Source organism: Bradyrhizobium commune (genome assembly GCF_015624505.1).
GTDB lineage: Bacteria > Pseudomonadota > Alphaproteobacteria > Rhizobiales > Xanthobacteraceae > Bradyrhizobium > Bradyrhizobium commune.
In genome coordinates this window covers 4,878,674-4,905,485 of record NZ_CP061379.1, presented here as the reverse complement: position 1 = coordinate 4,905,485, position 26,812 = coordinate 4,878,674, and the positions used below count along the sequence as shown (strand labels likewise).

Below are 26,812 nucleotides of genomic sequence, written 5' to 3'. Positions count from 1 at the left end.
CGGGGAAACGGGCCTTCGCAAGACCGGTCCGTGCACCTCTTCGCCTCCCGCTGTCATTCTGGAAGAGGCGATGACCGTCACACTTCACGTTTGCATCACCTGCCGTGCCGGCCAGACGCCAGTTGAGGGCGAGGCCACGCCCGGCAAGCGTCTGCATGGCGCGATCCTCGAGGCCGGCGTGCCTGAGGGCATCACCGTTGTTCCCGTCGAATGCCTGTCGGCCTGCAACCAGGGCTGCTCGGTCGCGCTGAGCGCGCCCGGCCGCTGGTCCTATGTCTATGGCCGCCTCTCGGATGCCAACGCGTCCGACGTGGTCGCGGGTGCTGCCGCCTATGCGGCCGCGCCTGACGGCATCGTGCCCTGGCGCAGCCGTCCCGAAATCTTCCGCAAGCAATCGCTTGCGCGCATTCCCCCCATTGCCGTGTTGCCGGAGGCCGCCGAATGAACTCGCTCGCAAAAGTCCCGGTCACGGTGGTCACCGGCTTTCTCGGCTCCGGCAAGACCACGCTGATCCAGCATCTCCTTGCAAACCCAAACGGCAAGAAGCTCGCGGTGCTCGTCAACGAGTTCGGCAGTGAGGGCGTCGATGGTGAGATCCTGAAGTCGTGCGCCGACGCGAATTGTCCGGAGGAGAACATCGTCGAGCTCGCCAATGGCTGCATCTGCTGCACCGTCGCGGACGATTTCATACCGACCATGGAGCAGCTGCTGGCGCGCCCCGTGCGGCCCGATCACATCCTGATCGAGACTTCGGGCCTGGCGCTGCCAAAACCGCTGTTGAAGGCGTTCGACTGGCCGGAGATCCGTTCGCGTATCACGGTGGACGGCGTGATTGCGCTGGCCGACGCCGAAGCCGTCGCCGCCGGCCGTTTCGCGCCGGATCCGGATGCCGTGGAAGCGCAGCGCGCGACGGATGAAAATCTCGATCACGAGACGCCGCTGTCGGAAGTGTTCGAGGACCAGATCGCCTGCGCCGACATCGTGCTGCTGACCAAGGCTGATCTGGCGGGCAGCGCCGGCATCGAGGCAGCAAAAGCAGTGATCGCGGCCGAGATGCCGCGCCGGGTGCCGATGTTACCGATCACCGACGGCGCGATCGATGCGCGCATCATCCTCGGTCTCGGCGCCGCCGCCGAGAACGATCTCGCCGCGCGTCCCTCGCATCATGATGGCGAAGAGGAGCACGAGCACGACGATTTTGCTTCGGTCGTGATCGATCTTCCCGAAGTCACAGACGTCGATGCGCTGGTCGCATCGGTCCAGAAGCTGGCGCGCGAGCAGAACGTGCTGCGTGCCAAGGGCTATGTCGCAGTCGCGGGCAAGCCGATGCGTCTGCTGTTGCAAGCCGTCGGCGAGCGCGTGCGCCACCAGTTCGACAAGCCCTGGGGCGCGGGTATCAGGCAGTCAAAACTCGTCGTAATCGGCGAGCACGGCGATATCGACGAGGCCGCCATCAAGGCAGGACTTGGTATCTGATGCACGTCGTCTTCCGCGAGAGCCGCGGTCTCGAGGAGACCGCGACGCCAAGGGACATCGGCCAGGACCCGGCCGATCTCGTGGTGCTCTCGTACTCGGATTCCGATCTCGCCGCATTCGCCGCCGGCTGGCGTCGCGGCCGCGACAGCCTGCCGTCGCTGCGGCTCGCGAACCTCGCGGAGCTCCGTCATCCGCTCTCGGTCGACACCTATATCGAGCGCACGCTGTCGCAGGCGCGCGGAATCCTGGTGCGCCTGATTGGCGGGGAGTCCTACTGGTCGTACGGGTTGGCAGCGCTCCAACAGCTCGCGAAGGATCGCAACATCGTGCTCGCCGTGCTGCCGGCTGATGGCCGCGACGACACGCGGCTCGACGAATATTCGACATTGCCAGTTTCGACGCTGCGACGGCTCAAGGTGCTCTGCGACACCGGCGGCGCGGTTGCTGCGCAAGCCGCGATCGCACAGCTCGCGCTGGCCTCAGGCCTCTATGCCGGGCCGGTCGTCGGCGAGGTGACTGTGCCCGAAATGGGTTTTTACGATCCCGCGCGCGGCGTCATCGCCGAGTCGCCGATAGGCGAGGGGATGCCCCGCGCGCTGGTGACGTTCTATCGCTCCTATCTCATCGCCGCGGATACTGGCCCGGTCGACGCGTTGATCGCGGCGCTGCGTGAAAAAGGTTTTGACGCTTACGGCGTGTTCGTCGCGTCCCTGAAGGCCACAAGTGCCGCGGATTGGCTGCGGGCACATCTTGCGCAAAGTCCGCCGGCTGCGATCGTCAACGCGACGGCGTTCTCCGCAGCCGGCGACGACGGCACGACGCCATTCGATGCAGCGCCTTGCCCCGTATTCCAGGTCGCGCTGTCGACGGCCCGACGCGAGGACTGGGCGGGATCGTTGCGCGGCCTGTCGCCCGGCGATCTCGCGATGCATGTGGTGCTGCCCGAGGTCGACGGCCGCCTGTTCGCGGGCGTGGTGAGCTTCAAATCGGCGGCCGAACGTGACCTTGATCTGCAGTTTTCGCATCTGGCCCATCGTGCGGACCAAGAGCGAGTGAAGGCCGTCGCCGCGCGCGTTTCGGCTTGGCGGCGGCTGGCAGAGACGCCGGCTAGCGAGAAGCGGCTGGCGATTGTGCTCTCGAGCTATCCCGGACGCCCGCATCAGATTGCGCATGCGGTCGGCCTCGATGCGCTTGCTTCGGCGGAAGCGTTGCTGTCCGACCTGAGTGAAGCCGGCTTCGATGTCGCGCCGGTCCATGCCCTCGGCGAGACGCTGCTAGAGCAGAAATTGACCTGGAGTGCCGCGAGCTATCGTGCCGCGCTCGCTCGCCTTCCCCAAGAATTGCAGGACGATCTCTCGCGTGCCTGGGGTGCACCCGAGAACGATCCAGGCTGCCGCGACGGTGTATTTCATTTTGCAGCCATCGCATGCGGCAAGTCGATCATCGCAATCCAGCCCGAGCGTGGCGACACGGCCGAGCGCGGCGCCGATTATCACGATCTCGCCCGCACGCCGCGACATGCCTATGTCGCGTTTTATCTTTGGCTCCGGGAGCAGGGGTATGATGCCGTCGTCCATATGGGCGCGCACGGCACGCTGGAATGGCTGCCGGGCAAATCCGTGGCCCTGTCATCAGCATGTTGGCCGGAAGCGCTGATCGGCGATCTGCCAATCATCTATCCGTTCATCGTCAACGATCCCGGCGAGGCCGCGCAGGCCAAGCGGCGCACTGCCGCCGTTACGATCGGCCATCTGCCGCCACCGCTGGCGGCCTCGACCGTGCCGGAAAGCCTGCGTCGTCTGGAACAGCTGCTTGACGAATATTCGACCGCCGACGGCCTCGATCCCGCTCGCCGCCAGCGCCTGATCGCTGCAATTCGTGACGAGGCCCGCGCGGCGGGTCTCGAAGACGATCTCGGCCTTGATGCCGCGGCAGCGCCGGCCGAAGCGATCCCGCGGATCGACCGCTTCGTCTGCGACCTCAAGGAGAGCCAGTTCGGTGACGGCCTGCACGTGTTCGGCCGTGGCGCCTGTGGCGAGGCGGAGCGCGACGCATTGCGTGCTGCGCTCGCGGGCCAGCGCGTTGCGCCGGGACCATCAGGCTCGCCTTATCGAGGTCGGCAGGACGTGCTGCCGACGGGACGCAATCTCTTCGCCGTCGATCCCCGCGCGGTGCCGACGCCGTCGGCGCATGCGCAGGGCATCAAGCTCGCCGAAGAGCTGCTGCGCCGGCATTTGCAGGATCACGGCGAATGGCCGAAGGGGCTCGTGGTGGATCTCTGGGGCTCGGCAACGATGCGCACCGCCGGCGAGGAATTCGCGATGGCGTTGCATCTGGCCGGCCTCGCGCCGCGCTGGGATCGCGCCTCCGGCCGTGTCACCGGCTACGACATCATCCCGCCGGCCGAGCTTGGCCGTCCCCGCATCGACGTGACGCTGCGCGTGTCGGGTCTGTTCCGTGATGTCTTTGCAGGCCTCGCACAACTGTTCGAAGCCGCCTCCGAGGCACTCGCGGCACGGGAGGAGGAGGGCGAGGAAAACCCCTATCGCCACCGCGCGTCGCGCGTGTTCGCGCCCCGCCCTGGACAATACGGCGTTGGTCTGTCGGCGATCCCTGATGTCTTCACACCCGAGACTCGCGCCGCCGCCGGCGAAGCCTGGCTGTCGGCGTCCTCCTGGGCATTCTCCGCCGACGGCGAGATCAAGGCCGATCGCGCCGGTATCGAACAGCGGCTCGCGTCTGCCGATGCTTTCGTCCACATCCAGGACTTGCCGGAAGCCGATCTCCTGCTCGTCGCCGATTACGCAGCGCATGAAGCGGGTGTTGCTGCCGCTGCAGCACATCTCGGCGCGCGAGCGCCGTCGCTCTATCATCTCGATGCGACGCGCGCCGAGCAGCCGCATGCGCGCACGCTGACGGAGGAAATCTCGCGCGTGGTTCGCGCGCGCGCGGCCAATCCGGCCTGGATCGCCGGCATGATGCACCACGGTTTTCGCGGCGCCGCCGAGATCACAGCGACGCTCGAGCACATGGCTGCCTTCGCGCATCTCGCCGGTGCGGTGCCGCCGCATCTGTTCGATCTCTACTACGATGCGACGCTCGGCAATGACGACGTCCGCGCCTTCATGACGCGCGAAAATCCGTCGGCGCTCGCCGCAATGGAGACATGCTTCACGCGCCTGCATGAGGCCTCACTCTGGCGAACGCGCCGCAATTCGATTGCGGCCGCGCTCAAGGAGGCGTCATGAGCGCGGCCATGGTCAAGGGCTGGTGCCCCGGCGCGTTGCGGCCGATGCAATCGGGCGACGGGCTCGTGGTCCGTGTGCGCCCGTTTGGCGGGCGGCTCGATGCAGCGCAGACAGCCGGGCTTGCCGAACTCGCCGAGCGCTACGGCAATGGTCTGATCGATGTAACGAGCCGCGCCAACCTCCAGATTAGAGGCGTCAGCGAACAGGGCCATCGCCGGCTGCTCGACGGACTTGCGTTGCTGCGGCTGCTCGACCCTGACCCTACTATAGAGGCCCGCCGCAACATTTTGGTGACGCCGTTCTGGAATGCCGATGACGAGACGCAGGCGCTCGCCGCCGAGCTCGAAGAAGCGCTCGCCGAGAGTACGCTTGATCTTCCCACAAAATTCGGCTTCGCCGTCGATGATGGAAGATCGCGCGTGCTCGCCGGCGATTCCGCCGATGTACGCATCGAGCGCGATCGTGGCGGTCGCCTGCTGGTGCGGGCCGATGGTGCCATGCTTGGCTACGCCGTCGGGCGCGGGGAGGCCGTGGCCACGGCGCTCGCGCTCGCGGACTGGTTCATCGTATCGGGCGGTGCGAAGGATGGGCGAGGGCGCATGGCGGCCCACATCGCGGCCGGCGCGGTATTGCCTGAGATGTTGCGTGGCGAGACCGAGCCCGCGCCCGTGATGGCCGCCTCGCGGCCCGGGTATTATCCGCACGGCGCGCTGGTTGGCGTCGCGTTCGGGCAGATGCTGCACTCAACGCTCGACCAATTCTCCGGCTCCGGGCATGCACTGCGCATGACGCCGTGGCGGATGGTGCTCAGCGAAGACAAGCGCGAGATGCCAAGTGGGGCGGGCCTCATCACCGAGCCCTATGACCCCGCATTGCGGGTCATAGCGTGCAGCGGTGCTCCGCGCTGCCGCGAAGCGCACGCCGATACGCGCGCGTTGGCGGCGGCGCTCGCGCCGCGCATTGCGCTCGATACCCGGCTGCATGTGTCCGGTTGTGCCAAGGGCTGCGCCCGCTCCGGCGCATCCGCGGTGACACTGGTTGCGACCAGCGTCGGCTTCGATCTTGTCCGGAACGGCTCGACGCGGGATGAGCCGATCCTGCGCGGCCTGAGCCGAGATGATATCGTCGGCGATCCCTCCATCCTGACGGGAGGGCACTGATGCCGCACACTTACGAAACCGACGGTGCGGCGATCTATCGCCAGTCCTTTGCGACCATCCGTGCCGAAGCCGATCTGGCGCGCTTCACGCCGGACGAGGAGCAGGTCGTGGTGCGGATGATCCATGCTGCAGGCATGGTGGGCCTCGAGGCGCACATCCGCTTCACCCCCGGCATGGCGACCGCCGCGCGCGCCGCCTTGCAGAAGGGCGCGCCGATCCTGTGCGACGCGCGCATGGTCTCGGAGGGAATCACGCGCGCCCGGCTGCCCGCCGACAATGTCGTGTTCTGCACGCTCGGCGACGCTGTCGTGCCCGCGCTGGCGCAATCCATGCGCAACACCCGCTCGGCCGCGGCGCTCGAGCTGTGGCGGCCGCATCTCGACGGCGCGATCGTTGCGATCGGCAATGCGCCGACCGCGCTGTTTCATCTGCTCAACATGCTGGAAGATCGCGACTGTCCGCGGCCGGCGGCCATCATCGGCTGCCCGGTCGGCTTCGTCGGCGCCGCCGAATCCAAGGCCGCGCTGATGGCCGATCCGCCGGTCCCGGCGCTGACAGTCGAGGGTCGCCTCGGCGGCTCCGCGATCACAGTTGCCGCCGTGAATGCGTTGGCGAGCCGGAGCGAATAGCGATGGGACGCATCATCTGCTGCGGTCTCGGTCCCGGCGATCCCGATCTGATGAGCGTGCGCGCCGATCGCACGGTGCGTGGGGCAAAGCACGTCGCCTATTTCCGCAAGAAGGGCCGGCCCGGTCAGGCGCGGCGCATCGTCGAGGGCATGCTGGCTGCCGACGTCACCGAAAATCCCATGGAATATCCGGTCACCACGGAGATCGCCTTCGACAGCGCCGAATACGTCCAGCTGCTGGCCGGCTTCTACGACGAATGGGCCGAGCGGCTGGCGCGGCTTTCGCGCGCGGTCGATGTCGTCGTGCTCTGCGAGGGCGATCCTTATTTCTACGGCTCCTTCATGCATCTGCACACGCGCCTGCAAGGCCGCGTCGAGATCGAGGTGATCGCCGGCATTCCCGGCATGGTCGGCTGCTGGAACGCGGTCGGCCAGCCGATCGCGCTCGGCGACGACGTGACGACGGTGCTGGCGGGCACGCTCGCCGAGGACGAGCTCGAACGGCGCATGCGCGATTCCGATGCGCTGGTCATCATGAAGACCGGCCGCAATCTCGCCAAAGTGCGGCGCGCGCTCGCCGCCGCCGGCCGGCTGAACGATGCATGGCTGGTCGAGCGCGGCACCATGCCGGGCGAGCGCGTGGCGCGGCTCGCCGATATCGACGCCACCGAGTGTCCCTATTTCGCGATCGTACTGGTGCACGGTAAAGGCCGGCATCTGGACGCCGCCGAATGACGGGCACGCTGACCATCGCGGGCCTCGGGCCCGGCAGTGACGCGCTGGTGACGCCGGAGGTCTCCGCTGCGCTTGCTGCTGCGACCGATATTTTGGGATACGCGCCCTATGTCGCACGTGTTGCGCCGCGTCCCGGTCTCACCTTGCATCCATCGGACAATCGCGAAGAGCTGCAGCGGGCAGCCGAGGCCCTGCGGCTTGCGGCTGAAGGCGGTCAGGTCGTCGTCGTGTCCTCCGGCGACCCCGGCGTGTTCGCGATGGCGTCGGCTGTGTTCGAGGCGCTCGAACAGGCGCCGCAATATCAGGCGCTGCCAATCCGCGTGCTGCCGGGCATCACGGCGATGTTGGCGGCCGCCGCGCGGGCTGGCGCTCCGCTCGGCCATGATTTTTGCGCGATCAATCTCTCGGATAATCTCAAGCCCTGGGCGGTGATCGAGAAGCGCCTGCGGCTCGCGGCCGAAGCCGATTTTGCCATTTCGCTGTACAATCCGCGCTCAGCGAGCCGGCCGGAAGGATTTGGCCGTGCACTCGCAGTGCTGAAGGAAGCCGGCTGTGGTGAGCGCCTCGTCATCTTCGCGCGCGCCATCAGCGCGGCCGATGAGAAGATCGAGACGGTCACCCTGAATGAAGCACGGCCCGAGATGGCCGACATGCGCACACTCGTGATCATCGGCAATTCGCAGACGCGCCGCATCGCCCGCTGGGTCTATGCGCCGAGAGGCGTGCGATGACCGAGCCACTGCATCACGGCGACGACGCTCTCCACCCGCTGCCGCTCGGGCAGTTTCGGTCGCGAGATCATGATCACGGAAAGGCCGAGCGTGCGGGCGGCGTCGATTTTCGCGCGTGCGCCATCGCCGCCGGAATTGCGAGCGACGATCCATGCAATGCCGCGTGCGCGCATCATCTCGAGTTCGCCGTCGAGCGTGAACGGTCCGCGCGACACGATGACATCGGCTGCGAAGGGCAGGGCCGTTTCAGGCGGATCGACGAACCGCAGCGTGTAGGCATGTTGCGACTTGCTTGCGAACGGCGCTATGTGCTGGCGCCCGATGGCGAGGAACACTTTTGCCGCCGACTCGGGAAGAGCGGCCGCCGCGGCGCTGAGATCAGCGACCTCGATCCACCTGTCATCCGGCGCTCTGGTCCAGGGCGCTCGCTCGAGAGCAATCAATGGCGTGCCGGTTTCCGTGCACGCTTCAACGGTGTTACGGCTCATCTCGGCAGCGAAGGGATGCGTTGCGTCGATCACATGGGTGATGCCTTCACTGCGGATGTAGTCGGCAAGCCCGCTCACGCCGCCAAAGCCACCGATACGGGTCGGCAGCGGCTGATCGGCCGGCGCGCGGGTGCGGCCGCCATAGGAATAGACGGCCTCGATACGCGCGCGCGCGATCTCCGCTGCGAGCAGGCTCGCATCGGCTGTTCCGCCCAGAATAAGGGCGCGTGTCATGGCTGATCCCTGGCTGACCATCATCGGTATCGGCGAAGATGGCCTTGCCGGGCTGTCCGAGGCAAGCCGAAAGGCACTCGCCAAGGCGGAAACAGTCTTCGGTGGCGAGCGCCATCTCGCGCTTGCGGACGTAGGCAGCCGTGGTCGCCCATGGCCGGTGCCGTTCGACGCAGAAATCGTGCTCAGCTGTCGCGGCCGCCGGACCGCTGTGCTCGCCTCTGGCGATCCGTTCTGGCACGGTGTCGGCGCAAGCCTTGCCGAGAAGCTGGATGCGAGCGAGTGGATCGCGTACTCGATGCCATCGACCTTCTCGCTTGCCGCTGCGCGGCTCGGCTGGCGGCTTGAATCCGTTGTCTGTCTCGGTCTCCACGCCGCGCCGTTCGAACGCCTCGTTCCGCATCTCGCGTCCGGTGTGCGGATCATCTGTCTCGTGCGCGACGGCAGGGCGGCGGGCGATCTCGCAAAATGGCTGAGCGAGCGTGGATGGGGAGCGTCGGCATGCTGGACGCTCGCCGCGCTCGGTGGGCGGCACGAAAACATTGCCGAGCATCGCGCCGACGGGTTTGTCGGCGATCTCTCTGCGAATCTGGTTGCGGTGGCACTGGAGGCGAGCGGAACGCAAGGCGTTTCTCGCAGCTCGGGCCTGCCAGATGATCTCTTCGCCCATGATGGCCAGATCACCAAGCGGCCGGTGCGCGCGCTCGCGCTCTCGGCGTTGGCGCCGCGTCCCGGCGAGAAGCTGTGGGACATCGGCGCCGGCTCCGGCTCGATCTCGATCGAGTGGGCGCTATGTGGCGGGACCGCGATCGCCGTCGAGGCACGCGAGGATCGCGCCGTGAACATTCGCAGCAACGCAGCCGCGTTCGGACTGGCGCATCGCATCGCGCCCATCACGGGAAGGGCACCCGAGGCTCTGACCGCGCTGGAAGCGCCGGATGCCGTCTTCATCGGCGGAGGTTTCGACATCGCAGTGTTCGACGCCGTTTGGTCGCGCCTCGCGCCCGGCGCGCGGTTGGTCGCGCATGCCGTGACGCTGGAGACTGAAGCGCTGCTCGGCGAGCTGCATCAGCGTCACGGTGGCGAGCTGATGCGGGTCGAGATCGCCCATGCCGCACCGCTGGGCCGTTACCGCTCCTGGGAGGCCGCGCGACCGGTGGTGCAATGGAGTGTGGTCCGATGAAGGTCGCCGGACTCGGATTCAAGCAGGACGTGACGCTGACTTCGCTGCGCGAGGTGCTCCTGGCGGTCGGCGGTTCCAAGGGCCTTGCTGCGGTGGCGACTATCAGCGACAAGGCTGACGCGGAAGCGCTCAGACAGCTCGCGCGCGAATGCGGGTTACCGATCAAGGCGGTTCCGGCCGAAATGCTGGCCGGCGTCGACACGCCGACGCAGTCAAAACTCGTTACCGAAAAATTCGGCACGGGATCGGTCGCCGAGGCCGCGGCGCTTGCTGCCGCGGGGCCCCGCGCGCGGTTGATCGCGACGCGCGTAGTGTCGCAGGACCGGACCGCGACCGCCGCGATCGCGGAGGGAGACGGCACATGACGGTGCATTTCATTGGCGCCGGCCCAGGTGCGGCTGATCTTCTCACCTTGCGCGGTCGCGATCTGATCGCCGGCTGTCCGGTCTGCCTCTATGCCGGCTCGCTGGTACCCGAGGGCGTGCTAGCGCATTGCCCGCCCGGCGCGCGCATCGTCAACACTGCGCCGCTGTCGCTCGATGATATCATTGCCGAGATCGCGACCGCGCATGCGGAGGGCAAGGATGTCGCGCGGCTGCATTCCGGAGATCTTGCGATCTGGTCGGCGATGGGCGAGCAGTTGCGCCGCCTGCGCGCGCTCGGCATTCCCTTCACCGTCACGCCCGGCGTGCCGTCCTTCTCCGCCGCTGCGGCAGCCCTCGAAGCCGAATTGACACTGCCAGGTCTTGCCCAGACCGTCGTGCTGACGCGCACGCCGGGTCGCGCCAGCGCGATGCCCGAGGGTGAAAAGATCGCCGCCTTCGCCGCGACGGGCGCGGTGCTCGCGATCCATCTCTCCATTCATCTGCTCGACAAGGTGATCGCCGAGCTGACGCCGCATTATGGCGCAGACTGTCCAGTTGCCGTCGTCTGGCGCGCGAGCTGGCCGGACCAGCGCATCGTCCGCGCCACGCTGGCGACACTCGATGCCGCCGTTGGCACCGAGATGGAACGCACTGCGCTGATCCTCGTCGGCAAGACGCTGGGCACTGCGGATTTTGATGAGAGCCGCCTCTATGCGGCCGATTACGATCGCCGCTATCGTCCCATCGGCGCCGAGCCGCGCTTTCCGGAGGCGCCGTGATGCCGGCAGGCCTCGTCATCTCCGCACCGGCCTCCGGCGTCGGCAAGACGACGCTGACGCTGGCTCTCGCGCGCGCTTGGCGCAATCGTGGCCTCAAGGTGCAGTGCTTCAAGAGCGGACCCGACTATATCGATCCCGCCTTCCATGCCGCCGCGACAGGACGCGCTTCGGTCAATGTCGACAGCTGGGCAATGGATCGCGCGGCGATCTCGCATCTCGTCAGCCGCGGCGGTGATGCCGACATCGTGCTCGCCGAGGGATCGATGGGCCTGTTCGACGGTGTCGCCGTGCGCGGTGTCTCTGGCACCGGCGCCACTGCCGACATCGCGGAAATGCTGGGCTGGCCGGTGCTGCTGGTGATCGATCCCTCCGGACAAGCGCAGACGGCGGCTGCGATCGCCGCGGGGCTTCGCGACTATCGCGCCGGTGTTCGGCTTGCTGGCGTCGTGCTCAACCGCGTCGCAAGCGCGCGCCACGAGGATCTCGTGCGGCGCGCGCTTGTGGACGCCGGCATTGCCGTGTTCGGCGCGCTGCCGCGCCACGCCGAGATCAGCCTGCCGAAGCGGCATCTCGGGCTGGTGCAGGCCGAGGAGCAAGCCGAGATCGGCAAGCTGATCGACGAAGCCGCGCGCTTTGTCGCCGAGCATGTCGATCTGGACGCGGTGCTGCGATCGGCCGCGGGCTGGTCACCGCCACCTGCGGCGAACGGTCTGAACGTAACGCCGCCCGGCCAGCGCATCGCGCTGGCGCGCGACGCGGCCTTCTCCTTCATCTACCCGCACATGCTGGAAGCCTGGCGCGCCGCCGGTTCCGAAATCTCGACATTCTCGCCGCTTGCCGATGAAGCGCCTGACGCGAGCGCCGATGTCTGCTGGCTGCCCGGCGGCTATCCCGAGCTTCATGCCGGCAAGATCGCTGCCAATGCGCGTTTCCGCAGCGGCCTGCGCGCCTTCGCCGGGACGCGACCCGTGCATGGCGAATGCGGAGGCTATATGGTGCTTGGCGCAGGCCTCACCGATGCCGATGGTATCCGTCACGAGATGGCGGGCCTGCTCGGCCTAGAGACGAGCTTTGCCAAGCGACGCATGCATCTGGGCTATCGGCTCGCCGCGCTCGCAGCGCCTATGCCCGGCCATCAGGTCGGCGCGCGCCTGCGCGGCCATGAGTTCCACTATTCGACTATTCATGCGCAGCCGGATACGCCACTGGCGGTCGTGCATGATGCCACAGGCGCGGTCATCGCCGAGACTGGCTCGCGGCGGGGACACGCCACCGGCACGTTCTTCCATTTGATCGCGGAGGATCGGTGAGCGGCTTTGTCACTTTCATCTCCGCCGGCCCCGGCGACCCCGAGCTCATGACGCTCAAGGGCGCCGCGCGGCTGCGTGAGGCCGACGTGGTGCTCTACGACGACCTCGCTTCTGGTGCGATCCTCGATCTCGCCCGGCCTGGGGCCAATCTCGTCGCGGTGGGCAAGCGGGCGGGGCGGCCCTCGACCAAGCAGCATCATGTCAACCGCCTGCTGGTCGATTATGCCGCGACCGGCGCGCGCGTCGTGCGGCTGAAGTCCGGCGATGCCGGTATTTTCGGGCGGCTCGAGGAGGAACTCGAGACGCTGCGCGAAGCCGGCATCGGCTACGAGATCATTCCCGGCGTCACCTCGGCCTGCGTCGCCGCGGCGCAAGCCGGCATTCCGCTGACCCGGCGCCACACCTCGCGCCGGGTGCAGTTCATCACCGGTGCCGACGTCACCGGCAAGCTTCCGCAGAATCTCAACTGGGCGGCGCTGGCCGACCCCGAGGCGACGACCGTGGTCTATATGGGACGCCGCACCTTTCCCGTGCTTGCGGCAAAGTTGATCGACCACGGCCTCGCGCCGACCACGCCGGCGCTGTTTGCCGAGTCCCTCGGCCGCGCCGATGAGCGACTGGTCCGCACCACCATTGCCGAGCTGGCCGACGAGCTGGCGCGAGGCGGCGCGGCCTCGACGGCCGCCGTGATCCTGTTCGGCGCGCTGGCGGGAGACTATCCGTCATGATGACGCTCTCCCTGATCGGCATCGGTTGCGGCGATCCCGCGCAGCTCACGCGCGCGGCCGTCGTTGCCATCAACGCCGCTGATCTCGTTCTGATCCCGCGCAAGGGGAGCGCGAAATCCGATCTCGCCGATTTGCGGCGGACGATCTGCGCGGACGTGCTCACCAATCCAGCGACGCGCATCGCCGAGTTCGATCTTCCCGTGCGGAATGCTGGCGAGGTGGATTACCACAAAGGCGTTGACGACTGGCACGATGCGGTCGCGGCGACCTGGTCGCAGGCGATCGAAAACCATCTCGGCAACGACGGCAAGGTCACGCTGCTGATCTGGGGCGACCCGTCGCTTTATGATTCCTCGTTGCGTATCGCGCGGCGTCTAAAACGCTTGCCGACGATCGAGGTCATTCCCGGCATCACCGCGATCCAGGCTCTGTGTGCGGCGCATGCGCTGCCGCTCAACGATATCGGCGAGCCCTTCCTGGTCACGACGGGTCGTCGCTTGCGCGAAGGCGGCTGGCCGCAAGGCGTTGACACCGTGGTGGTGATGCTCGACGGCGGCACGGCGTTTCAGTCGCTCGATCCAACCGGGCTTCGGATCTGGTGGGGCGCCTATCTCGGCATGCCCGATCAGATCATCATGTCCGGCGCGCTCGCCGAAATCGGCCCGCGCATCGTCGCCGCGCGGCAGGATGCGCGCGAACGGCACGGCTGGATCATGGACTCCTACATTCTCAAGCGCAGGCCGTAAGCGAGGCAGCATGCTCCCCGAATGGATCACCCGAAAATGCCCCGATGTCTCTGCCGTTCATCGCGAAGCGGCGATCGCGCGGCAGTCGCAGCTGACAAAGCCGACCGGCGCACTCGGCCGACTGGAGCAGCTCGCGATCGAGCTTGCTGGACTGCAAGCCACCGAACGCCCCCGCGCAGCACGCGTGCCCATCATCATCTTCGCCGGCGACCACGGCGTCGTAGCCCAAGGCGTCTCGGCCTATCCGCAAGCCGTCACCATCGCGATGATGGCGAATTTTGCCTCGGGCGGCGCCGCGATCTCGGTGCTGGCGCGCGAGCTTGGCTCCAGCCTGGAGGTCGTCGACGCCGGAACGCTGGCGGACGCGGCAATGCCGGGCATTGTCACCGACAAGCCGCGCAATGGTTCGCGCGATTTCAGTGTCGAGGCCGCGCTCGCGCCCACCGAGCTGGCCTTTGCCTTCGAGGCCGGCCTGCGCTCCGTCGCGCGCGCGGAAGCCAGCCAGCCCGATCTCCTGATCTTCGGCGAGATGGGCATCGGCAACACCACGACATCGGCGGCAATCGCGGCGAGCCTGCTCGGCGTCAGCGCCGAGGAGATCGCCGGCAGCGGCACCGGTGTCGATGCGGCCGGCCGCGCCCACAAGGCGCGGGTGATCGATGCCGCGATTGCGCATCACGGCGTTGCCGGTGGGTCGCCCGAGAAGATCCTGTGCGCCGTCGGCGGTCTCGAGATCGCGGCGATCTCCGGCGCGATCATCGCGGCCGCGCAAGCCCGCATTCCCGTGCTGATCGACGGCTTTATCGTGTCCGTCGCGGCGCTCGCGGCGGTGCGGCTCAACCCGTCGTGCCAGCCATTCCTGTTGCCGTCGCATCAATCGGCGGAGCAGGGGCATCGGCTGGTGCTGCGCGCGCTGAACGTGCAGCCGCTGATCAGCCTCGATCTCAGGCTCGGGGAGGGATCGGGCGCCGCAATCGCGCTGCCGCTGGTGCGGCTCGCATGCAGCCTCCACAACGGCATGGCGACATTTGCTCAGGCCAACGTGCCGGATCGCCCGGCCTGATCAGGCCATGCGCTGATTGACCGAGACGACGCGCCAGTCGGTCGCGAGCCGGTCGATCCGGGTCAGCGACAGCGGATCGATGACGAAGCGCAAGCCGGCTTGCGGCGCGAGATCGAGCGCGATGCAGAGTGCGGCGCGGATCGTGCCGGAATGCACGACGAGCGTGGCCGAGCCCGCGCCGATCCCTGCGAGGCCTCGCCTGACCCGTGCGACCTGCTCCTCAAAGCTCTCACCGCCTGTCGGCCGCTCGCAGGCAGGATTGGTCCAGAACCGCGCATAGGCCTCGCCACCGCTGGCTGCGAGGTCGTCATGCCTGCGGCCGGTCCAGTCGCCAAAATCCTGCTCGCCGAATTCGCCCACGAGCGCGGGATTGAGCCCGAGCGCGTGCGCCGTCTCGACCGTGCGTCGGGCCGGGCTGGCATAACTCACTGCGTCCTGCGGCAATTGCCGCCGCAAGGTCTCGAGCTGCGCGCGATCGCCGAGATCGGCCGGCGCGTCGGGCGCGTGGATCGTCCCCGCGGGACCGTCGACGGGGGCATGACGGATCAGCCAGAGCAAGGTCTCGCCTTCCATAGAGATCTCCAAGGAAGTTGGTGGCTGTGACAATATCGTCGCGGCTGGCACATTGACTCCGTCTTGGTCGTAATCCTAGATGGCCGTGACGGTTTCCCCGAGAGGGGATGAAAAGGGAATGCGGTGCGGGGACGTTGTCCCCAATGCCGTAGCTGCCCCCGCAACTGTAAGCGGTGAATCCTTCGTCAGAAGCCACTGGGTCCTCGGTCCCGGGAAGGTGACGAAGCGGTCACGACCCGCGAGCCAGGAGACCTGCCGTCAGCCGTGGTCACACGCGAAGATGTCGGTCGGGGAGTACAGACATTCGGCTTCATCGGAAGGCTGAAAGGCCGAAGATGGGACCTTGGTTCGCGGTGACGTGCCACTGACGTCACACCGAGGTCCACGACCATGTCTTCCGTTCGCCGTGCGCGACCGCGCCAATTCTTGCTCGCATCAGCCGCTCTCACTACATTTGCTGCTGCCAATCTGCCTGCCGCGCTGGCGCAGGAGGCCCGCAATATGCTGCCGCCGGTCGAAGTGACTCCGGCGGAGCCATCCCGCAAACCTCCCAAGCCGGCGGCACGCGCAGGGCAGGGCGCGCGTCGCGTCGCTGCGCACAGGCCCGCGGCGGTCCCGGCCGCGCCAAAGCCCGTCGTACCGACGCAGACACCGCTGAATACCAATGCGGTCGCGACAAGCGCCTCGCGCCTCGGCCTGACCGTGCGCGAAACGCCCGCGACCGTCGAGGTGATCTCGGCGGAAACCATGCGCGAGCAGGGCTACCGCACCGTCTCGGATGTCGCCCAGGGCGCGGTCGGCGTCACCGCCGGCGACAATCCGGCCGAGCCCTCGGCCTTCTCGATGCGCGGCTTCACCAACAGCCAGATCAACACGCTCTACAACGGCATCAAGATCGGCCCGCAGAACATGACCTCGCGGATCATGGATACGGCCAATCTCGAAGCGGTCGAAATCCTGAAAGGTCCGGCGTCGTTGATGTCGGGCGAGGGTGCCAGCGGCGGCGCCATCAATTTCGTCACCAAGCAGCCGCACACCGGCGCGATCCGGAGCGAGGCCGATTTCTCCTGGGACTCCCTGAATTCCTTCCGCACCCATTACGGCTCGGGCGGCAGCACCAACGTCGAGGGCCTGGACTATCGCTTCGACGTCAGCCGCTCCTCGCTCAACGGCTTTGCCGACGACACCAACACCAAGACGCTGGACGTCTCCGGCCAGCTCAACTACCGCATCTCCGACAGCCTCAAGGTCTGGGGCGCGATCGAATATCGCGAGGATCGCGGCAAGGCTTATTGGGGCGCGCCATTGGTGCCGGTGGCCTTCAGCGGCTCGCATGCGACGGCCGGGATCGTCTCGGGCAGTTACGTCTCGAACTTCAACGGAACCAATCTCGGTCCGGTCACAATCGACGATCGCACCTTCAACACCAATTACAACGTCATCGACAACCGCAACCTAGCGCAAGAAATTTGGCTGCGCGGCGGCTTCGAGCTGAAGCTCGCTCTCGACCTGACGCTGAAGAGCCAGGCCTATGCTTATGGTGCGGAACGCAGCTGGTTCAACAACGAGGTCGAGGCGTTCAATTCCACCACCAACCTGGTGGACCGCGAACGTTTCTATGTCGCGCACAGCCAGCGCCTTATCGGCAACATCACCGACCTGACCTGGGATGCGAATATCGCGGGCTTCGACAACCGTCTGGTCACGACGCTGTCGTCCAGCTACCTCGACTTCGTGCGACCGGGCGCTGCCAACTTCCCCGACGATACCGTCACGCTGGTCGATCCCGCCCGCGGCACCTACGGCCTGCTCACGATCCAGCAGCAGACCGCGCGCATCGACAACGAGGCGCTGGCGTTCGAGGACCGGTTGAAGTTGACGCGTAGTTTTGCCCTGATCGGCGGCTTGCGGGTCGAGCATATCGGGCTCGACCGCAATTCGACCGATGTCAGCGGCCTGGAGAAAGCGAGCTTCCCGTTCACGAAGGACTGGGCTCCGGTCACCGGCCGCATCGGCTACACCTGGGAGGCCGTTCCCGGCCTGACCTTCTTCAGCCAATACGCCACCGGCGCCGACGTCTCCGCCAACAACATCTTCCTGCTTTTGCCGACGCAGCCGCTGGATCTGACGACCTCGCGTACCTACGAGACCGGCGTCAAGCACCTGTTCTGGGGCAACAGGGCGGAGTGGTCGTTCTCGGCCTACGACATCCTGCGCAAGAACGTCTATGCCGCGGCCGGCGGCATGCTGCTCAACATCGCCGGGCGGCAGGAATCAAAGGGCGTCGAGCTCGCGGCATCGATCCGCCCGATCGAGCCTTTGCGGCTCTGGGGCAACATCGCCTATGTCGATGCGCGCTATGCCGACTACAATTTCGTCGGCGGATCGTTCTCGGGCAACACGCCGCCGAACGTGCCGCGCATCGTCGCCAATGCCGGTGCGGCTTACCGCTTCTTCACGCCGTGGCCGGTGGAGGTCGGTATCGTCGGCCGCCATGTCGGCGACCGCTACAATACCGACTCCAACGCCGTGACACTGAACGTCTACACGGTCGGAGACCTCTACGCCTTCGTCGACGTTCCCAGGAACGTGTTCAATGCGGTCGACCAGGCCCGCCTGACCTTCCGGGTGCGCAACTTCACCGACAAGCGCTATGCGATCTGGGGCGACCCGTTCTATCCTGACCAGATCCTGCTGGGTGCGCCGCGCACCTATGAGATCTCGGCGGCGTTCAAATGGTGAGGCGTTGAGGTGATGGGCGCGATCATCCTGCTGCACCGCTGGCTCGGGGTCGCGTTGTGCCTGCTGTTCGCGATGTGGTTCGCGACGGGGATCGTGATGCATTTCGTTCCGTTTCCGTCGCTGACGGAAGCGGAACGATTTGCCGGGCTCGCGCCGGTCGATCGTGCCCAGCTGATCATCGGAGCCGCGGATGCGGTGGTGTCCAGCGGCATCACCGGGGCAACGCGCGTTCGCCTGATCCAGCGCAGCGACGGACCGGTCTACATCGTGTCGGGAGCCTTGCTGATGCGCGCGGTCCGTGGCGCCGACGGGCGGGATGCGACGGTCGCGTCTGACGACGTGGCGCTCGCCATCGCGCAGGCGCACGCCCGCAGCCGTGGGATCGATGCCGCGCGGGCCGCGGTCATCGCCCACAGGAATTACGATCAATGGAGCGTGCCGAACGGTTTTGATCGCCACCGGCCCTTGTTTCGCGTGGCGCTTGGCGATGCCGCCGGCACCGAATTCTACGTCTCGTCGCTGACGGGTGAAGTGGTCCTGGACACGACGCGAAGCGAGCGCGGGTGGAATCTCGCCGGAAGCGTCTTGCACTGGATCTATCCAACCGTCCTGAGGCGCGACTGGCGGCTGTGGGATCGCGTGGTCTGGACATTGTCGCTGCTGGCCTCGATCGCAGCCTTGCTTGGTGCGGTGCTCGGGATCGCACGGATCAGGCTCAGAGGGGGTATGCTGGGCTCACCTTACCGGGGCTGGCATGCGCTCCATCATATCGTCGGCCTGGTGGCGACGATATTCGTGCTGACCTGGATTGTCAGTGGCTGGCTCTCGATGGATCACGGCTTGCTGTTCTCGCGGGGACAGTTGACCGCGGGGGAGGCTGGCGAGATCAACGTCGCACCGGATTGGAGGACCGTCACATCGCTTCGCTGGGAGCCGATGCCGTCATCGGCCCGCGAGATCGAATGGTTCGCTTTCAACGGCAATGTCTATCGCCGCGATCGGATCGGCCTCGCCGACCAGACTTTGACAAGAGCGGGAGAAACACCTCGTGTCGGACAGGCCGGAGTCTTGAGCGCGCTGGAGGTGCAAGGCCTGGTTGCGCGCCTTGCCCCGCGACGCGATACACCGTTCGTCCTTGCGGATGATGACGACTATCCAGCACGGTCCGTCGTCCCTGGCGCGCCGGTCTACCGCTCCAAATGCGGTGACCTCTGGTTCGATATCGATGGGGCCGATGGAAGCGTGCTGCAACGGCTGGACGCGTCGCGGCGGGCCTATCGCTGGGCCTATAGCGCGCTGCACACGCTCGATTTCCCCGTCCTGACGGCGCATCCGCGGCTGCGCGATGTTCTGATCGTCGGGCTCTGCGCGCTCGGGCTGGTGTTCTCCATCACCGGAATCGTCATCGGCTGGCGGCGGTTGCGTCTGTCTCTCGCCAGCTAGGATGCCCGATCAAGCAAAAAGTTTGAAAACAACCCCATGCACAGTAGCCGGCGATCGCGGAATCAACGGCTTACGCAGGCTTTGAGGCGATTTGACCTGTCGGGCAAAACAGGGGTATACTGCGACTATTCCGAAACCGTCGCTCTCACCATGTGCCGGCTTTGCCATCGCCACTCCAGATCAGCGCGACTGTGCCGCACAGCGCAAGGCACGCCAGGGCGAAGAAGGCCGCGCCGAGGCCGGCAGCGCCATCCAGGATCGACACCAGCGCGGGCGCCGCAAGGAGACCCGCATAGGATGCGGTCAGCACCGCACCGGTGGTCTCGCCGATCCGGTCCTGTGGCGCGAGCCGCGCGATCTCGGCGATGAACACGCCGTTCCAGCCCGACGCCGTCAGGCCGAACAGCGCCGCGACGGCGAACTGCCATGTGTGGCTCAGCGATGCGCCGTCGAGGCCGAGAAGCGCGGCGCAAAAGGCCATGCCGAGGCCGATGACGATCAGCACCATGCGCGAGGTCTTGAGGCGCATCGCGAGGACGCCCCAGCCGAGCCGACCGACCAGGCCGCCGGCTTGTGCGCACGCCAGCGCCATGCCGGCCTCGATATGGCTGAGGCCGAGCTCGCGCGTGCCGAGCGTGACGAAGACGGTGTTGAGCGAGACCTGCATCGCGCTGAACGGCATCGAGGCGAGCGCCAGCATGGCGATGCGCCGGTCGGCGGTGACGAGCGCCAACCGCGCCCGCAGACCGAGCTCCGGAGGTGGCACGATCTTGCCGGCATAGGCCGGCCGCAGCCATTCGAACAGCGCGATCCCGAGCAGTGCGCTGGCCGCAACTGCGCCATAGCACCACGCGGGTCCAAGCGCGATCGCGATCGCGGGCAGGGCCAGCGAGCCGCAGACGGCGCCGATCTGGTTGCCGGTCTGCCGCACCGAGAAGACGAAAGCGCGCCGCTCGGCGGTCACGAGTCGCGCGAGCAGTGCGGCGCTTGCGGGTGTCTCGGGTCCGAAGGCGAGGCCGAGGCAGAGGCCTGCGGCGAGCAGGGCTGCGGTCGATCCGAACGAGGCCAGTGCCATGCTGATGACGATCGCTGCCGCGCAGAGGCTCGCGATCCGGAACGAGCCGAGGCGGGCGATGAAGCCGCCGCCCCAGAACGAGGCGGGGATGCCGACGGCAAACACTGCGCAGGAGAACATCGAGAGCTGCCAGACCTCGATATGGGCGCGCGGCGCCACCACGCCGGGCGCGAACAAAGCCAGCGCCACCAATGCCTGGAGCCAGGTCATCGCGCCGAGTGCCGGCAGCAGCGCGGGCGCTGGCCGAATGGCGGTGTTTGCGTCTACCATGGCGCTGAGCTTACGGGAGGGCAATTGCATATGGGTTTTAGGAAACGGTCTGCGGGCTTGCTCCGCCTCTCCCGCTTGCGGGAGAGGCCGACGCGCTCGCAGAGCGCGGCGGGTGAGGGTTCTCGCCGCACAGGGACATCATCCGCAATGCGCAACAATCCCGACGCGGAGATACCCCCACCCCAACCCTCCCCCGCAAGCGGGAGAGGGGGCTTACTGCCGATGCCGCTGCATCGTGCACACCATTTGGGATTGCCTTGCGCATTCGCGGGAGGACCATAGTGGCAGGCGGCATTTCCATTCACGCGGTCGATGTGGCGAGCGGACGCCCGGCGCAGGGGCTGCGGGTCGAGATCTGGCGAATCGATCCGGACTCGCTGCGCATCGCCGACGGACGGCTCGGTGCCAACGGCGTGCTCGATCATCCCGTCGCGCAAGGCGAGGGCGTCACGGCCGGCGAGTATGAGGTGCTGTTTCATCTCGGCGAGTTCTTTGGCGACAGCGACGGTTTTCTTACGGTGACGCCGTTCCGCTTTCGCATCAAGGATGTCAACGAGCATTTTCATCTGCCGCTGAAATTCACGCGCTGGGGCTATTCGCTATTCCGCGGCGCGTGAAGCGCGATGAGAGTAGGGCGCGTTCTCAATAAACGCGGATGTCCGGTCTTGGAGGCAAGGCGGAATTATCCCGCTCTTTCAGAGAACTACCGGCTTTAGCCCGAAGCTGACTTCGGCGATCACCGCCTGCCGCGAATTGGAGCGACAAGCAATTCAAATGAATCAAAAAAGTTGCGGCTGTTGCGTCTGTGGGTTTGCGTCGCTGCGCGCTTAAGCAGCCGGGCTCGGCGATTCGGAAAGCCAAGGCGCTGACCGAAACCGACATGCCGGCGGCGCGGTCCATCATCTGCGTCCCCGCAACTCCAGTGCCACCCCTCCAAGTGTCAGCACGAATGCGCAGATTTCCCGGAAACCTAGCGCTTCACCGAGAATCGCAGTGGCAGACAGCGCGCCGACAACCGGGACCAGTAGAAGCCCGGTCGATGCCGTCGCTGCGGGAACACGCTCAAGGGCAGCGAACCACGAGAGATAACAGAGAGCCATGGAACACACCGCCTGGTAGGCGAGCCCGCCTGCTCCAGCGAAGCTCAGCGGCCTGATCTCCGACCCGTTGAGGGTCAAGCCAACGACGATCATTGCCGCCGAACCGAGGCCGATCTGCCACGCGGTTGAGACCATCGGCGGCAGTGGAATAGGCGCCCGGGAGGTGACCGCGCCCAGGGCGAACAGGATGGCCGCGGCAAGGGCGAGCGCCACGCCCGGAAAGGTTTCGATCCCGCCTCCAAAATTCGCCCCCATAAGGAGGACCAATCCGACCATGCCGAGGCACAGGGCGATCACACTTCGCAGCCTGGGGCGCTCCCCAAGGATCGGCCAGGCGAGCAACGTCGCCCAGATCGGCATGGAGTAAGTCAGCAGCGCAGCTTGTGCCACCGTAAGCCACAGCAGCGCCAGGGCTGTGAAGCCCATAGGGGCGAACACATTAGTCGCTGCCCCGAGGGCGAGCCGCGGCGCCAGGCTGCGCGAGGGTAAGAGGTTCTGTCCCCGCACCACCGCGATGATGGCAAGGCCGAGCGCGGCAGCCAGCCCGGCGCAACCGCGGGCGAACAGCGGCGGCCAATCGTGCATGGCGAGCTTCATCGTGGGCCAGCCGAGGCCCCAACCAACGGCGGTCGCGACCACAAGCAGCAGGCCCCAAGCATGCGAGCGAATAGCGCGATTGCATTTGTTCAACGGGGTATTGGGCGTCATTTCGGTCTCTGCTGCAGTTCGGAACATAGTCAGTGCGGCCGCCGCACAGCCGGCCATATTGGGCTTCCCTCGGCCGGTCGGCCCATAGGACGCGGAAAGATTGAGCCGCCCGCCGGTAATGATCGACCGCAGCCGAAGGGTAGCCGCCGGGCGCAGCCTCGCTGGCCCTTGCGTCAGACGGCCGGTCTCCGCCGCGTCGAATCCGACAAGGCGATAGGTGACGCCCACAAGGGCTGCGGTGTTCCCGTCATCCCGCGGACCCTTGGGCGCCTCGATCGCCTCACCGCGCGTCTAGATCGCTTTCGGCCGACACGGCACAAAACCAATCGGAGTGAAAGTGTAAACCGCGTCGCCGTTCTGATTGTAAGCAATCCACTTGATCAAAACGGTGCCTTGAGGCTTGGACTTGGAAGGCGTGAGGCCAACAACTTCGCCTTCGACGAACAGGATATCGCCGGGTCTCACCGGCATCATCCAGCGAAGACCGTCAACTCCGAGACCAATGAGGGGATGAGGACCAAACGGACGAGTTTGAACCGCAAGGCTCATTGCTATGGCAGCGGTGTGCCATCCCGATGCTGCGAGGCCTTTGAAAATCGTTTTTTGCGCAGCGTCATCGTCTAGATGAAACGGCTGCGGATCGAACTTGGCCGCGAACTGCTTGATATCGTGCTCGGAGACTTGGACAGTTCCACTTTTGAAGCGCATTCCCAAAGACAAATCCTCGAACCACTCGATCATCGCCAGTCCCTCAAATCACTGTGGGGCGTGGCCGATTGGTCCCGGCCATCGACCTCGCTTGACGGTATTGTCGCGTATCGCTGCCCGCCGACCCCGCCTCCCAAATTTGCCCCCATAAGGAGGACCAATCCGGCCAGCCCGAGGCACAGGGCGATCACACTTCGCAGCCTGGGGCGCTTGCATTTGTTCAACGTCGTAAAAGGGGTATCGGGCGTCATTTCGGTCTCTGCTGCAGCGGCGCCAGTCTCTTTTCAAGCCGCATTACGCCCAGCGCGTCGAGACTCGCAGAAATCTTGAAGCCAGCTTTTGCTGCCACCGCCAGCATTTTCTTATTACTAGCAAATGTCTGAGCCGTTATCTGACGAACGCCGGCCTCTGACGCGAAGCGTTCAAGTCTGCCCAAGAGCAGTTTTGCGAGGCCGTTACCCTGCCAGGAGTCGGCCACCGATACCGCAAATTCTGCTGACGAGGCGTCGGCCGCTCGAACATAGCGCGCCTCTCCAATTACGACTTCGCAGCCATCGACGAAGACTTCGGCAACGAGCGCGACATGATTGGCATAGTCAACCTGCGTGAATTGCCGCAACAGTTCGGAAGACAGTCCATTGACAGGATGCATGAACCGACTGCACCGCGCGTCAGCAGAGAGACTATGGAAGAACGCGTTCAGAAGTTCCCGATCCTGCGGCAAGACAGGCCGGATAACGACACGTTCGCCAGCAGTCAGACGTACCACGTCGATCAATTCGGCAGGATAACGCTGGATTTGGTAAGCCATTCTTCAATCGCTCGAGGCCGCACGTCGAATCGTGCCGGGTGCGCCACACCGGCAGCTCACGTCGGAATGGAAGCCCAAGAAAAATTGCTCCGTCTGCGACCGACGGCGGAGCCGATCGACGGACACCACTCCGGACGGAGCCGGGTTACGGCGTAGCCGACGACTGCCAATCACGCTTTCGGCCACAGGACCAATTGCGTGTTGCGAAAGTAAGCGATTGCGACGCCATCGGCCTCGCGGCGCACTTCGGCGTCCCACACTTGCGTGGTACGTCCTTTATGTATCGGACGCGCGGTACAGATCACGATGCCCTCGCGTGTCGTTCCGATTAGGTTGCTCTTGAGCTCAACGGTGGTGAAACTACTGGCGCCGGCCGGAAGGCCGCGCAGAGTCCCGTAACCACAGCAGGTGTCAGCGAGTGACGTCACGGTGCCGGCGTGCAGATAGCCATGCCAGGCGACGACGGCGCGGCTTACCTCAAGCGTCGCGACAACTTCATCAGCCTCTACTTTACGAAAGCGCATCCCAAGGAGACCGGGGAGATAATCGGCGCCGGCTGCGTTCCAGGCGTCCAGTGTTTCGGGGATCTTGATATCCATTGATCTGCTCTCCTGAAATGATGCGCGGCAAGCAACGAGAGCCATGCACCGAAAAATGTCCTCGATTCCTATGTAGGCCGTTCGAGGATATTATCGCTCCGAAATGCTGGCGCGTTGGGTGCGTAATCCGGACCGCTTCGCCAAGATTTCTGGCGCTGACGCCGTGGTGCGAAGAACATGTCACCGGCAGAGACGCGCCGGTCGAAATCATTGATCGTCAAGGAAAGCCTCTAAGTGTACGCCTGATCGACAGTGAGGGTGAAACCGTACCATTGACCGCCGCCACGCTGAGACTGAGGAAGCCGAAGCGATAGGCATTCCCACGCTGGCCGCAGCAACGCGGAAGACGCGTCGTAACATCCTGTTCGCCCGCACGAAGCGACGGAGCGGAACGACGGTGGACTCGGGCGACATCGTTTGCCGCCTATTCGTCGCGATAGCGGCTTCCGAGACGACCGGGCGGCTCGGTCTCGCGTGGCGACGCCACACCCGGGCGGCGTTCAACGAGCAGGTCAGAATTCCATACCCCACAGACAACGCCGGCCAATCCATACTCTGTTGCAACTTCACTCATGGTTAGGAAGGAACGCACCATGTCGGCTCATCTCCTCATTATCTATCCTATCCCCAAAGACGCCGTGGCTTTTGAGCGCGCCTATCACGACGAGCATCTTCCCTACGCCGGCCCGAGACTCATCGGCGCGACAGGTGTCGCCACCAAGCGCGTGGTCGGGCCGGCGTTTGCGCCACCGCCCTACCATTGGATGTCCGATGTAAGCTTTCCGACGATCGATGCACTGAAAAGCTGTGCAACGTCCAAAGGCGGCAAGGAAGCCCTGGAGCACGCCGCGTCGATCAGTTCCGGCGGCGCGCCGACGATCATCGTCGTCACCGACGAAACTTAATGCTCGTCGCGACACACTCCAACAACAGGCGCGAGGAGCCAACGCGTGGCCCGCTCAAACTCTGCTTTCGTTAGCCACATCGCGGGCGTTGGGGTACGGATTCCGGACCTGTGCAACTCGGCCATACGTGGTAGTCTGCCGCGATGGCCGGGTATGGACAGTTTTGCTCGATCGCGCGCGCCCATGAAGTCTTGGGTGGACGCTGGACGCTGCTTGTGGTGCGGGAACTGCTCTGCGGGAGCCGACGCTTCAACGACATTCGCCGAGGCATTCCTCGCATCTCCAAAACCATGTTGTCGGAGAGGCTCCAGGAACTGATCGCTATCGGCGCAGTCGAGCGCCACGATGGAAACTCGGGGCCGGAATATGAACTCACGGCGTCGGGGAAGGAGATCAGCTCCGTCGTCATGGCCTTGGGCACATGGGGTCAGCGCTTCCTGCCGCGTCAGTCCGAGAAGGAAAATCTCGACGCGGAGCCGCTGTTCGTCGATATGCAGCGGCGCGTGCGGAGCGATGCGCTCCCCGCTCGACCGATCGTCGTTCGGTTCGAGATCGACGCTATGAAGCCCCGCTTTCTGCTGCTCAAAGCATCCGAAATATCTTTTTGTCTGGTGAACCCCGGGTTCCCCGAGCCATTGCTCGTGCGCGCAAAGCTACCAGTTCTAGTTGCGTGGTGGCGGGGGGACGTCAGCTTCATCGAAGCGAAACGGCTGGGGCTCGAGCTTTCTGGAAAGCGCGATCTGGCCCGCGCGTTTCCGACATGGTTCGATCGGTATCTTTTCGCGGATGTATTGCCGGTCGACGCCAGGTCTCAGCCGCGACGAGCGGCAGCATTTTGAGCGAGGGCAGGTCAAGAAGGGTGCCGGAGCCAGTCGAGGAGTGGCGAATGTCCAACGCCACGACTGAGCCCCACCGCCAAATATTGGTCTAACTCGCTAAAGCCGACGTCCGGCCATGTCCGCGTTTGCGCCGCAATTGGAGGGGAAGCGGACATCGGTCACGCTGCC

26 protein-coding genes and 1 riboswitch are annotated in these 26,812 nt (G+C 65.7%); of the genes, 19 read left to right on the top strand and 7 right to left on the bottom strand.

Features of this window, described 5'->3' with window-relative positions; genetic code table 11:
* Positions 1 to 70: 70 nt before the first annotated feature.
* The 7 genes from IC761_RS23255 to cobJ are packed head-to-tail and all read left to right on the top strand — an operon-like array spanning position 71 to position 7,978.
* Positions 71 to 445: a DUF1636 family protein gene (locus tag IC761_RS23255; RefSeq protein WP_195798958.1), complete on the top strand. Its 375-nt coding sequence runs from the start codon at positions 71 to 73 to the stop codon at positions 443 to 445.
* Complete coding sequence (gene cobW / locus IC761_RS23250; RefSeq protein ID WP_195798957.1) at positions 442 to 1,476, top strand: cobalamin biosynthesis protein CobW; 1,035 nt, start codon at positions 442 to 444, stop codon at positions 1,474 to 1,476. Before IC761_RS23255 ends, cobW begins: the two co-directional genes overlap by 4 nt.
* A complete protein-coding gene (gene cobN / locus IC761_RS23245) occupies positions 1,476 to 4,724 on the top strand; it encodes a cobaltochelatase subunit CobN (protein WP_195798956.1) in 3,249 nt (1,082 codons plus the stop codon). Before cobW ends, cobN begins: the two co-directional genes overlap by 1 nt.
* Positions 4,721 to 5,884, top strand: a complete 1,164-nt coding sequence (gene cobG, locus IC761_RS23240; protein WP_195798955.1) for a precorrin-3B synthase — start codon at positions 4,721 to 4,723, stop codon at positions 5,882 to 5,884. Before cobN ends, cobG begins: the two co-directional genes overlap by 4 nt.
* Positions 5,884 to 6,513: a precorrin-8X methylmutase gene (locus tag IC761_RS23235; RefSeq protein ID WP_195798954.1), complete on the top strand. Its 630-nt coding sequence runs from the start codon at positions 5,884 to 5,886 to the stop codon at positions 6,511 to 6,513. Before cobG ends, IC761_RS23235 begins: the two co-directional genes overlap by 1 nt.
* Before the next feature lie 2 nt (positions 6,514 to 6,515).
* Complete coding sequence (locus tag IC761_RS23230; protein WP_195798953.1) at positions 6,516 to 7,247, top strand: precorrin-2 C(20)-methyltransferase; 732 nt, start codon at positions 6,516 to 6,518, stop codon at positions 7,245 to 7,247.
* Positions 7,244 to 7,978: a precorrin-3B C(17)-methyltransferase gene (gene cobJ, locus IC761_RS23225; protein WP_195798952.1), complete on the top strand. Its 735-nt coding sequence runs from the start codon at positions 7,244 to 7,246 to the stop codon at positions 7,976 to 7,978. The genes IC761_RS23230 and cobJ overlap by 4 nt, the downstream gene beginning before the upstream one ends.
* On the opposite strand, the gene IC761_RS23220 is transcribed toward cobJ, so the two are convergent.
* Positions 7,954 to 8,700, bottom strand: coding sequence for a cobalt-precorrin-6A reductase (locus IC761_RS23220; RefSeq protein WP_195798951.1), 747 nt, complete (start codon positions 8,698 to 8,700; stop codon positions 7,954 to 7,956). The genes cobJ and IC761_RS23220 overlap by 25 nt on opposite strands.
* Between IC761_RS23220 and cbiE the strand changes: the two genes are divergently transcribed.
* The 7 genes from cbiE to cobT are packed head-to-tail and all read left to right on the top strand — an operon-like array spanning position 8,699 to position 14,871.
* Positions 8,699 to 9,880: a precorrin-6y C5,15-methyltransferase (decarboxylating) subunit CbiE gene (gene cbiE, locus IC761_RS23215; protein ID WP_195798950.1), complete on the top strand. Its 1,182-nt coding sequence runs from the start codon at positions 8,699 to 8,701 to the stop codon at positions 9,878 to 9,880. The two genes, IC761_RS23220 and cbiE, sit on opposite strands and share 2 nt — an antisense overlap.
* Entirely contained in the window at positions 9,877 to 10,245 is a 369-nt protein-coding gene (locus IC761_RS23210) for a cobalamin biosynthesis protein (RefSeq protein ID WP_195798949.1), read from the top strand. The genes cbiE and IC761_RS23210 overlap by 4 nt, the downstream gene beginning before the upstream one ends.
* Positions 10,242 to 11,024 (top strand): precorrin-4 C(11)-methyltransferase, encoded by a 783-nt coding sequence (gene cobM / locus IC761_RS23205; RefSeq protein ID WP_195798948.1) that lies wholly within the window; start codon positions 10,242 to 10,244, stop codon positions 11,022 to 11,024. Before IC761_RS23210 ends, cobM begins: the two co-directional genes overlap by 4 nt.
* Positions 11,024 to 12,334 carry a cobyrinic acid a,c-diamide synthase CobB gene (locus IC761_RS23200; protein WP_195798947.1) on the top strand — a complete coding sequence of 437 codons (1,311 nt, stop codon included), beginning with the start codon at positions 11,024 to 11,026 and terminating at the stop codon, positions 12,332 to 12,334. Before cobM ends, IC761_RS23200 begins: the two co-directional genes overlap by 1 nt.
* Positions 12,331 to 13,062 carry a uroporphyrinogen-III C-methyltransferase gene (gene cobA / locus IC761_RS23195; RefSeq protein WP_195798946.1) on the top strand — a complete coding sequence of 244 codons (732 nt, stop codon included), beginning with the start codon at positions 12,331 to 12,333 and terminating at the stop codon, positions 13,060 to 13,062. Before IC761_RS23200 ends, cobA begins: the two co-directional genes overlap by 4 nt.
* Positions 13,059 to 13,808, top strand: a complete 750-nt coding sequence (cobF, locus tag IC761_RS23190) for a precorrin-6A synthase (deacetylating) (protein WP_195798945.1) — start codon at positions 13,059 to 13,061, stop codon at positions 13,806 to 13,808. The genes cobA and cobF overlap by 4 nt, the downstream gene beginning before the upstream one ends.
* Before the next feature lie 10 nt (positions 13,809 to 13,818).
* Positions 13,819 to 14,871, top strand: coding sequence for a nicotinate-nucleotide--dimethylbenzimidazole phosphoribosyltransferase (gene cobT, locus IC761_RS23185; RefSeq protein ID WP_195798944.1), 1,053 nt, complete (start codon positions 13,819 to 13,821; stop codon positions 14,869 to 14,871).
* Here the strand turns inward: cobT and IC761_RS23180 are convergent, their stop codons facing one another.
* Positions 14,872 to 15,444: a histidine phosphatase family protein gene (locus IC761_RS23180; protein WP_195798943.1), complete on the bottom strand. Its 573-nt coding sequence runs from the start codon at positions 15,442 to 15,444 to the stop codon at positions 14,872 to 14,874.
* A gap of 72 nt (positions 15,445 to 15,516) precedes the next feature.
* Positions 15,517 to 15,718: riboswitch (cobalamin riboswitch) on the top strand.
* Positions 15,719 to 15,834: 116 nt separating this feature from the next.
* On the opposite strand from IC761_RS23180, the gene IC761_RS23175 reads away from it, so the two are divergent.
* Together IC761_RS23175 and IC761_RS23170 are read left to right on the top strand one after the other, a co-directional pair.
* Positions 15,835 to 18,186: a TonB-dependent receptor gene (locus IC761_RS23175; protein ID WP_195798942.1), complete on the top strand. Its 2,352-nt coding sequence runs from the start codon at positions 15,835 to 15,837 to the stop codon at positions 18,184 to 18,186.
* 9 nt (positions 18,187 to 18,195) lie between these two features.
* Positions 18,196 to 19,629, top strand: coding sequence for a PepSY domain-containing protein (locus IC761_RS23170; RefSeq protein ID WP_195798941.1), 1,434 nt, complete (start codon positions 18,196 to 18,198; stop codon positions 19,627 to 19,629).
* Positions 19,630 to 19,774: 145 nt separating this feature from the next.
* Here the strand turns inward: IC761_RS23170 and IC761_RS23165 are convergent, their stop codons facing one another.
* Positions 19,775 to 20,974 carry an MFS transporter gene (locus IC761_RS23165; protein ID WP_195798940.1) on the bottom strand — a complete coding sequence of 400 codons (1,200 nt, stop codon included), beginning with the start codon at positions 20,972 to 20,974 and terminating at the stop codon, positions 19,775 to 19,777.
* 281 nt (positions 20,975 to 21,255) lie between these two features.
* Here IC761_RS23165 and IC761_RS23160 point away from each other — a divergent pair, with 281 nt between their 5' ends.
* Entirely contained in the window at positions 21,256 to 21,591 is a 336-nt protein-coding gene (locus tag IC761_RS23160; protein WP_195798939.1) for a hydroxyisourate hydrolase, read from the top strand.
* 282 nt (positions 21,592 to 21,873) lie between these two features.
* Here IC761_RS23160 and IC761_RS23155 read toward each other — a convergent pair whose 3' ends face one another.
* The 4 genes from IC761_RS23155 to IC761_RS23140 all read right to left on the bottom strand — a co-directional run bounded on the left by IC761_RS23155 (position 21,874) and on the right by IC761_RS23140 (position 24,900).
* Entirely contained in the window at positions 21,874 to 22,782 is a 909-nt protein-coding gene (locus IC761_RS23155; protein ID WP_195798938.1) for a DMT family transporter, read from the bottom strand.
* Between the two features lie 291 nt (positions 22,783 to 23,073).
* Positions 23,074 to 23,529: a MaoC family dehydratase gene (locus IC761_RS23150; protein WP_195804748.1), complete on the bottom strand. Its 456-nt coding sequence runs from the start codon at positions 23,527 to 23,529 to the stop codon at positions 23,074 to 23,076.
* A 208-nt stretch (positions 23,530 to 23,737) separates the two neighbouring features.
* Positions 23,738 to 24,301 carry a GNAT family N-acetyltransferase gene (locus tag IC761_RS23145; protein ID WP_195798937.1) on the bottom strand — a complete coding sequence of 188 codons (564 nt, stop codon included), beginning with the start codon at positions 24,299 to 24,301 and terminating at the stop codon, positions 23,738 to 23,740.
* Positions 24,302 to 24,471: 170 nt separating this feature from the next.
* Positions 24,472 to 24,900 (bottom strand): PaaI family thioesterase, encoded by a 429-nt coding sequence (locus IC761_RS23140; RefSeq protein WP_246791307.1) that lies wholly within the window; start codon positions 24,898 to 24,900, stop codon positions 24,472 to 24,474.
* Between the two features lie 593 nt (positions 24,901 to 25,493).
* Between IC761_RS23140 and IC761_RS23135 the strand changes: the two genes are divergently transcribed.
* Both IC761_RS23135 and IC761_RS23130 read left to right on the top strand, forming a co-directional pair.
* A complete protein-coding gene (locus IC761_RS23135) occupies positions 25,494 to 25,805 on the top strand; it encodes an EthD family reductase (RefSeq protein WP_195798936.1) in 312 nt (103 codons plus the stop codon).
* 143 nt (positions 25,806 to 25,948) lie between these two features.
* Entirely contained in the window at positions 25,949 to 26,644 is a 696-nt protein-coding gene (locus IC761_RS23130; protein WP_027532145.1) for a winged helix-turn-helix transcriptional regulator, read from the top strand.
* Positions 26,645 to 26,812: the final 168 nt, after the last annotated feature.

Coding starts and splice junctions, on each gene's coding strand:
- IC761_RS23255 (WP_195798958.1), top strand. CDS start 71: ATGACCGTCACACTTCACGTTTGCATCACCTGCCGTGCCGGCCAGACG.
- cobW (WP_195798957.1), top strand. CDS start 442: ATGAACTCGCTCGCAAAAGTCCCGGTCACGGTGGTCACCGGCTTTCTC.
- cobN (WP_195798956.1), top strand. CDS start 1,476: ATGCACGTCGTCTTCCGCGAGAGCCGCGGTCTCGAGGAGACCGCGACG.
- cobG (WP_195798955.1), top strand. CDS start 4,721: ATGAGCGCGGCCATGGTCAAGGGCTGGTGCCCCGGCGCGTTGCGGCCG.
- IC761_RS23235 (WP_195798954.1), top strand. CDS start 5,884: ATGCCGCACACTTACGAAACCGACGGTGCGGCGATCTATCGCCAGTCC.
- IC761_RS23230 (WP_195798953.1), top strand. CDS start 6,516: ATGGGACGCATCATCTGCTGCGGTCTCGGTCCCGGCGATCCCGATCTG.
- cobJ (WP_195798952.1), top strand. CDS start 7,244: ATGACGGGCACGCTGACCATCGCGGGCCTCGGGCCCGGCAGTGACGCG.
- cbiE (WP_195798950.1), top strand. CDS start 8,699: ATGGCTGATCCCTGGCTGACCATCATCGGTATCGGCGAAGATGGCCTT.
- IC761_RS23220 (WP_195798951.1), bottom strand. CDS start 8,700: ATGACACGCGCCCTTATTCTGGGCGGAACAGCCGATGCGAGCCTGCTC.
- IC761_RS23210 (WP_195798949.1), top strand. CDS start 9,877: ATGAAGGTCGCCGGACTCGGATTCAAGCAGGACGTGACGCTGACTTCG.
- cobM (WP_195798948.1), top strand. CDS start 10,242: ATGACGGTGCATTTCATTGGCGCCGGCCCAGGTGCGGCTGATCTTCTC.
- IC761_RS23200 (WP_195798947.1), top strand. CDS start 11,024: ATGCCGGCAGGCCTCGTCATCTCCGCACCGGCCTCCGGCGTCGGCAAG.
- cobF (WP_195798945.1), top strand. CDS start 13,059: ATGATGACGCTCTCCCTGATCGGCATCGGTTGCGGCGATCCCGCGCAG.
- cobT (WP_195798944.1), top strand. CDS start 13,819: ATGCTCCCCGAATGGATCACCCGAAAATGCCCCGATGTCTCTGCCGTT.
- IC761_RS23180 (WP_195798943.1), bottom strand. CDS start 15,444: ATGGAAGGCGAGACCTTGCTCTGGCTGATCCGTCATGCCCCCGTCGAC.
- IC761_RS23175 (WP_195798942.1), top strand. CDS start 15,835: ATGTCTTCCGTTCGCCGTGCGCGACCGCGCCAATTCTTGCTCGCATCA.
- IC761_RS23165 (WP_195798940.1), bottom strand. CDS start 20,974: ATGGTAGACGCAAACACCGCCATTCGGCCAGCGCCCGCGCTGCTGCCG.
- IC761_RS23155 (WP_195798938.1), bottom strand. CDS start 22,782: ATGACGCCCAATACCCCGTTGAACAAATGCAATCGCGCTATTCGCTCG.
- IC761_RS23145 (WP_195798937.1), bottom strand. CDS start 24,301: ATGGCTTACCAAATCCAGCGTTATCCTGCCGAATTGATCGACGTGGTA.
- IC761_RS23140 (WP_246791307.1), bottom strand. CDS start 24,900: ATGGATATCAAGATCCCCGAAACACTGGACGCCTGGAACGCAGCCGGC.
- IC761_RS23135 (WP_195798936.1), top strand. CDS start 25,494: ATGTCGGCTCATCTCCTCATTATCTATCCTATCCCCAAAGACGCCGTG.
- IC761_RS23130 (WP_027532145.1), top strand. CDS start 25,949: ATGGCCGGGTATGGACAGTTTTGCTCGATCGCGCGCGCCCATGAAGTC.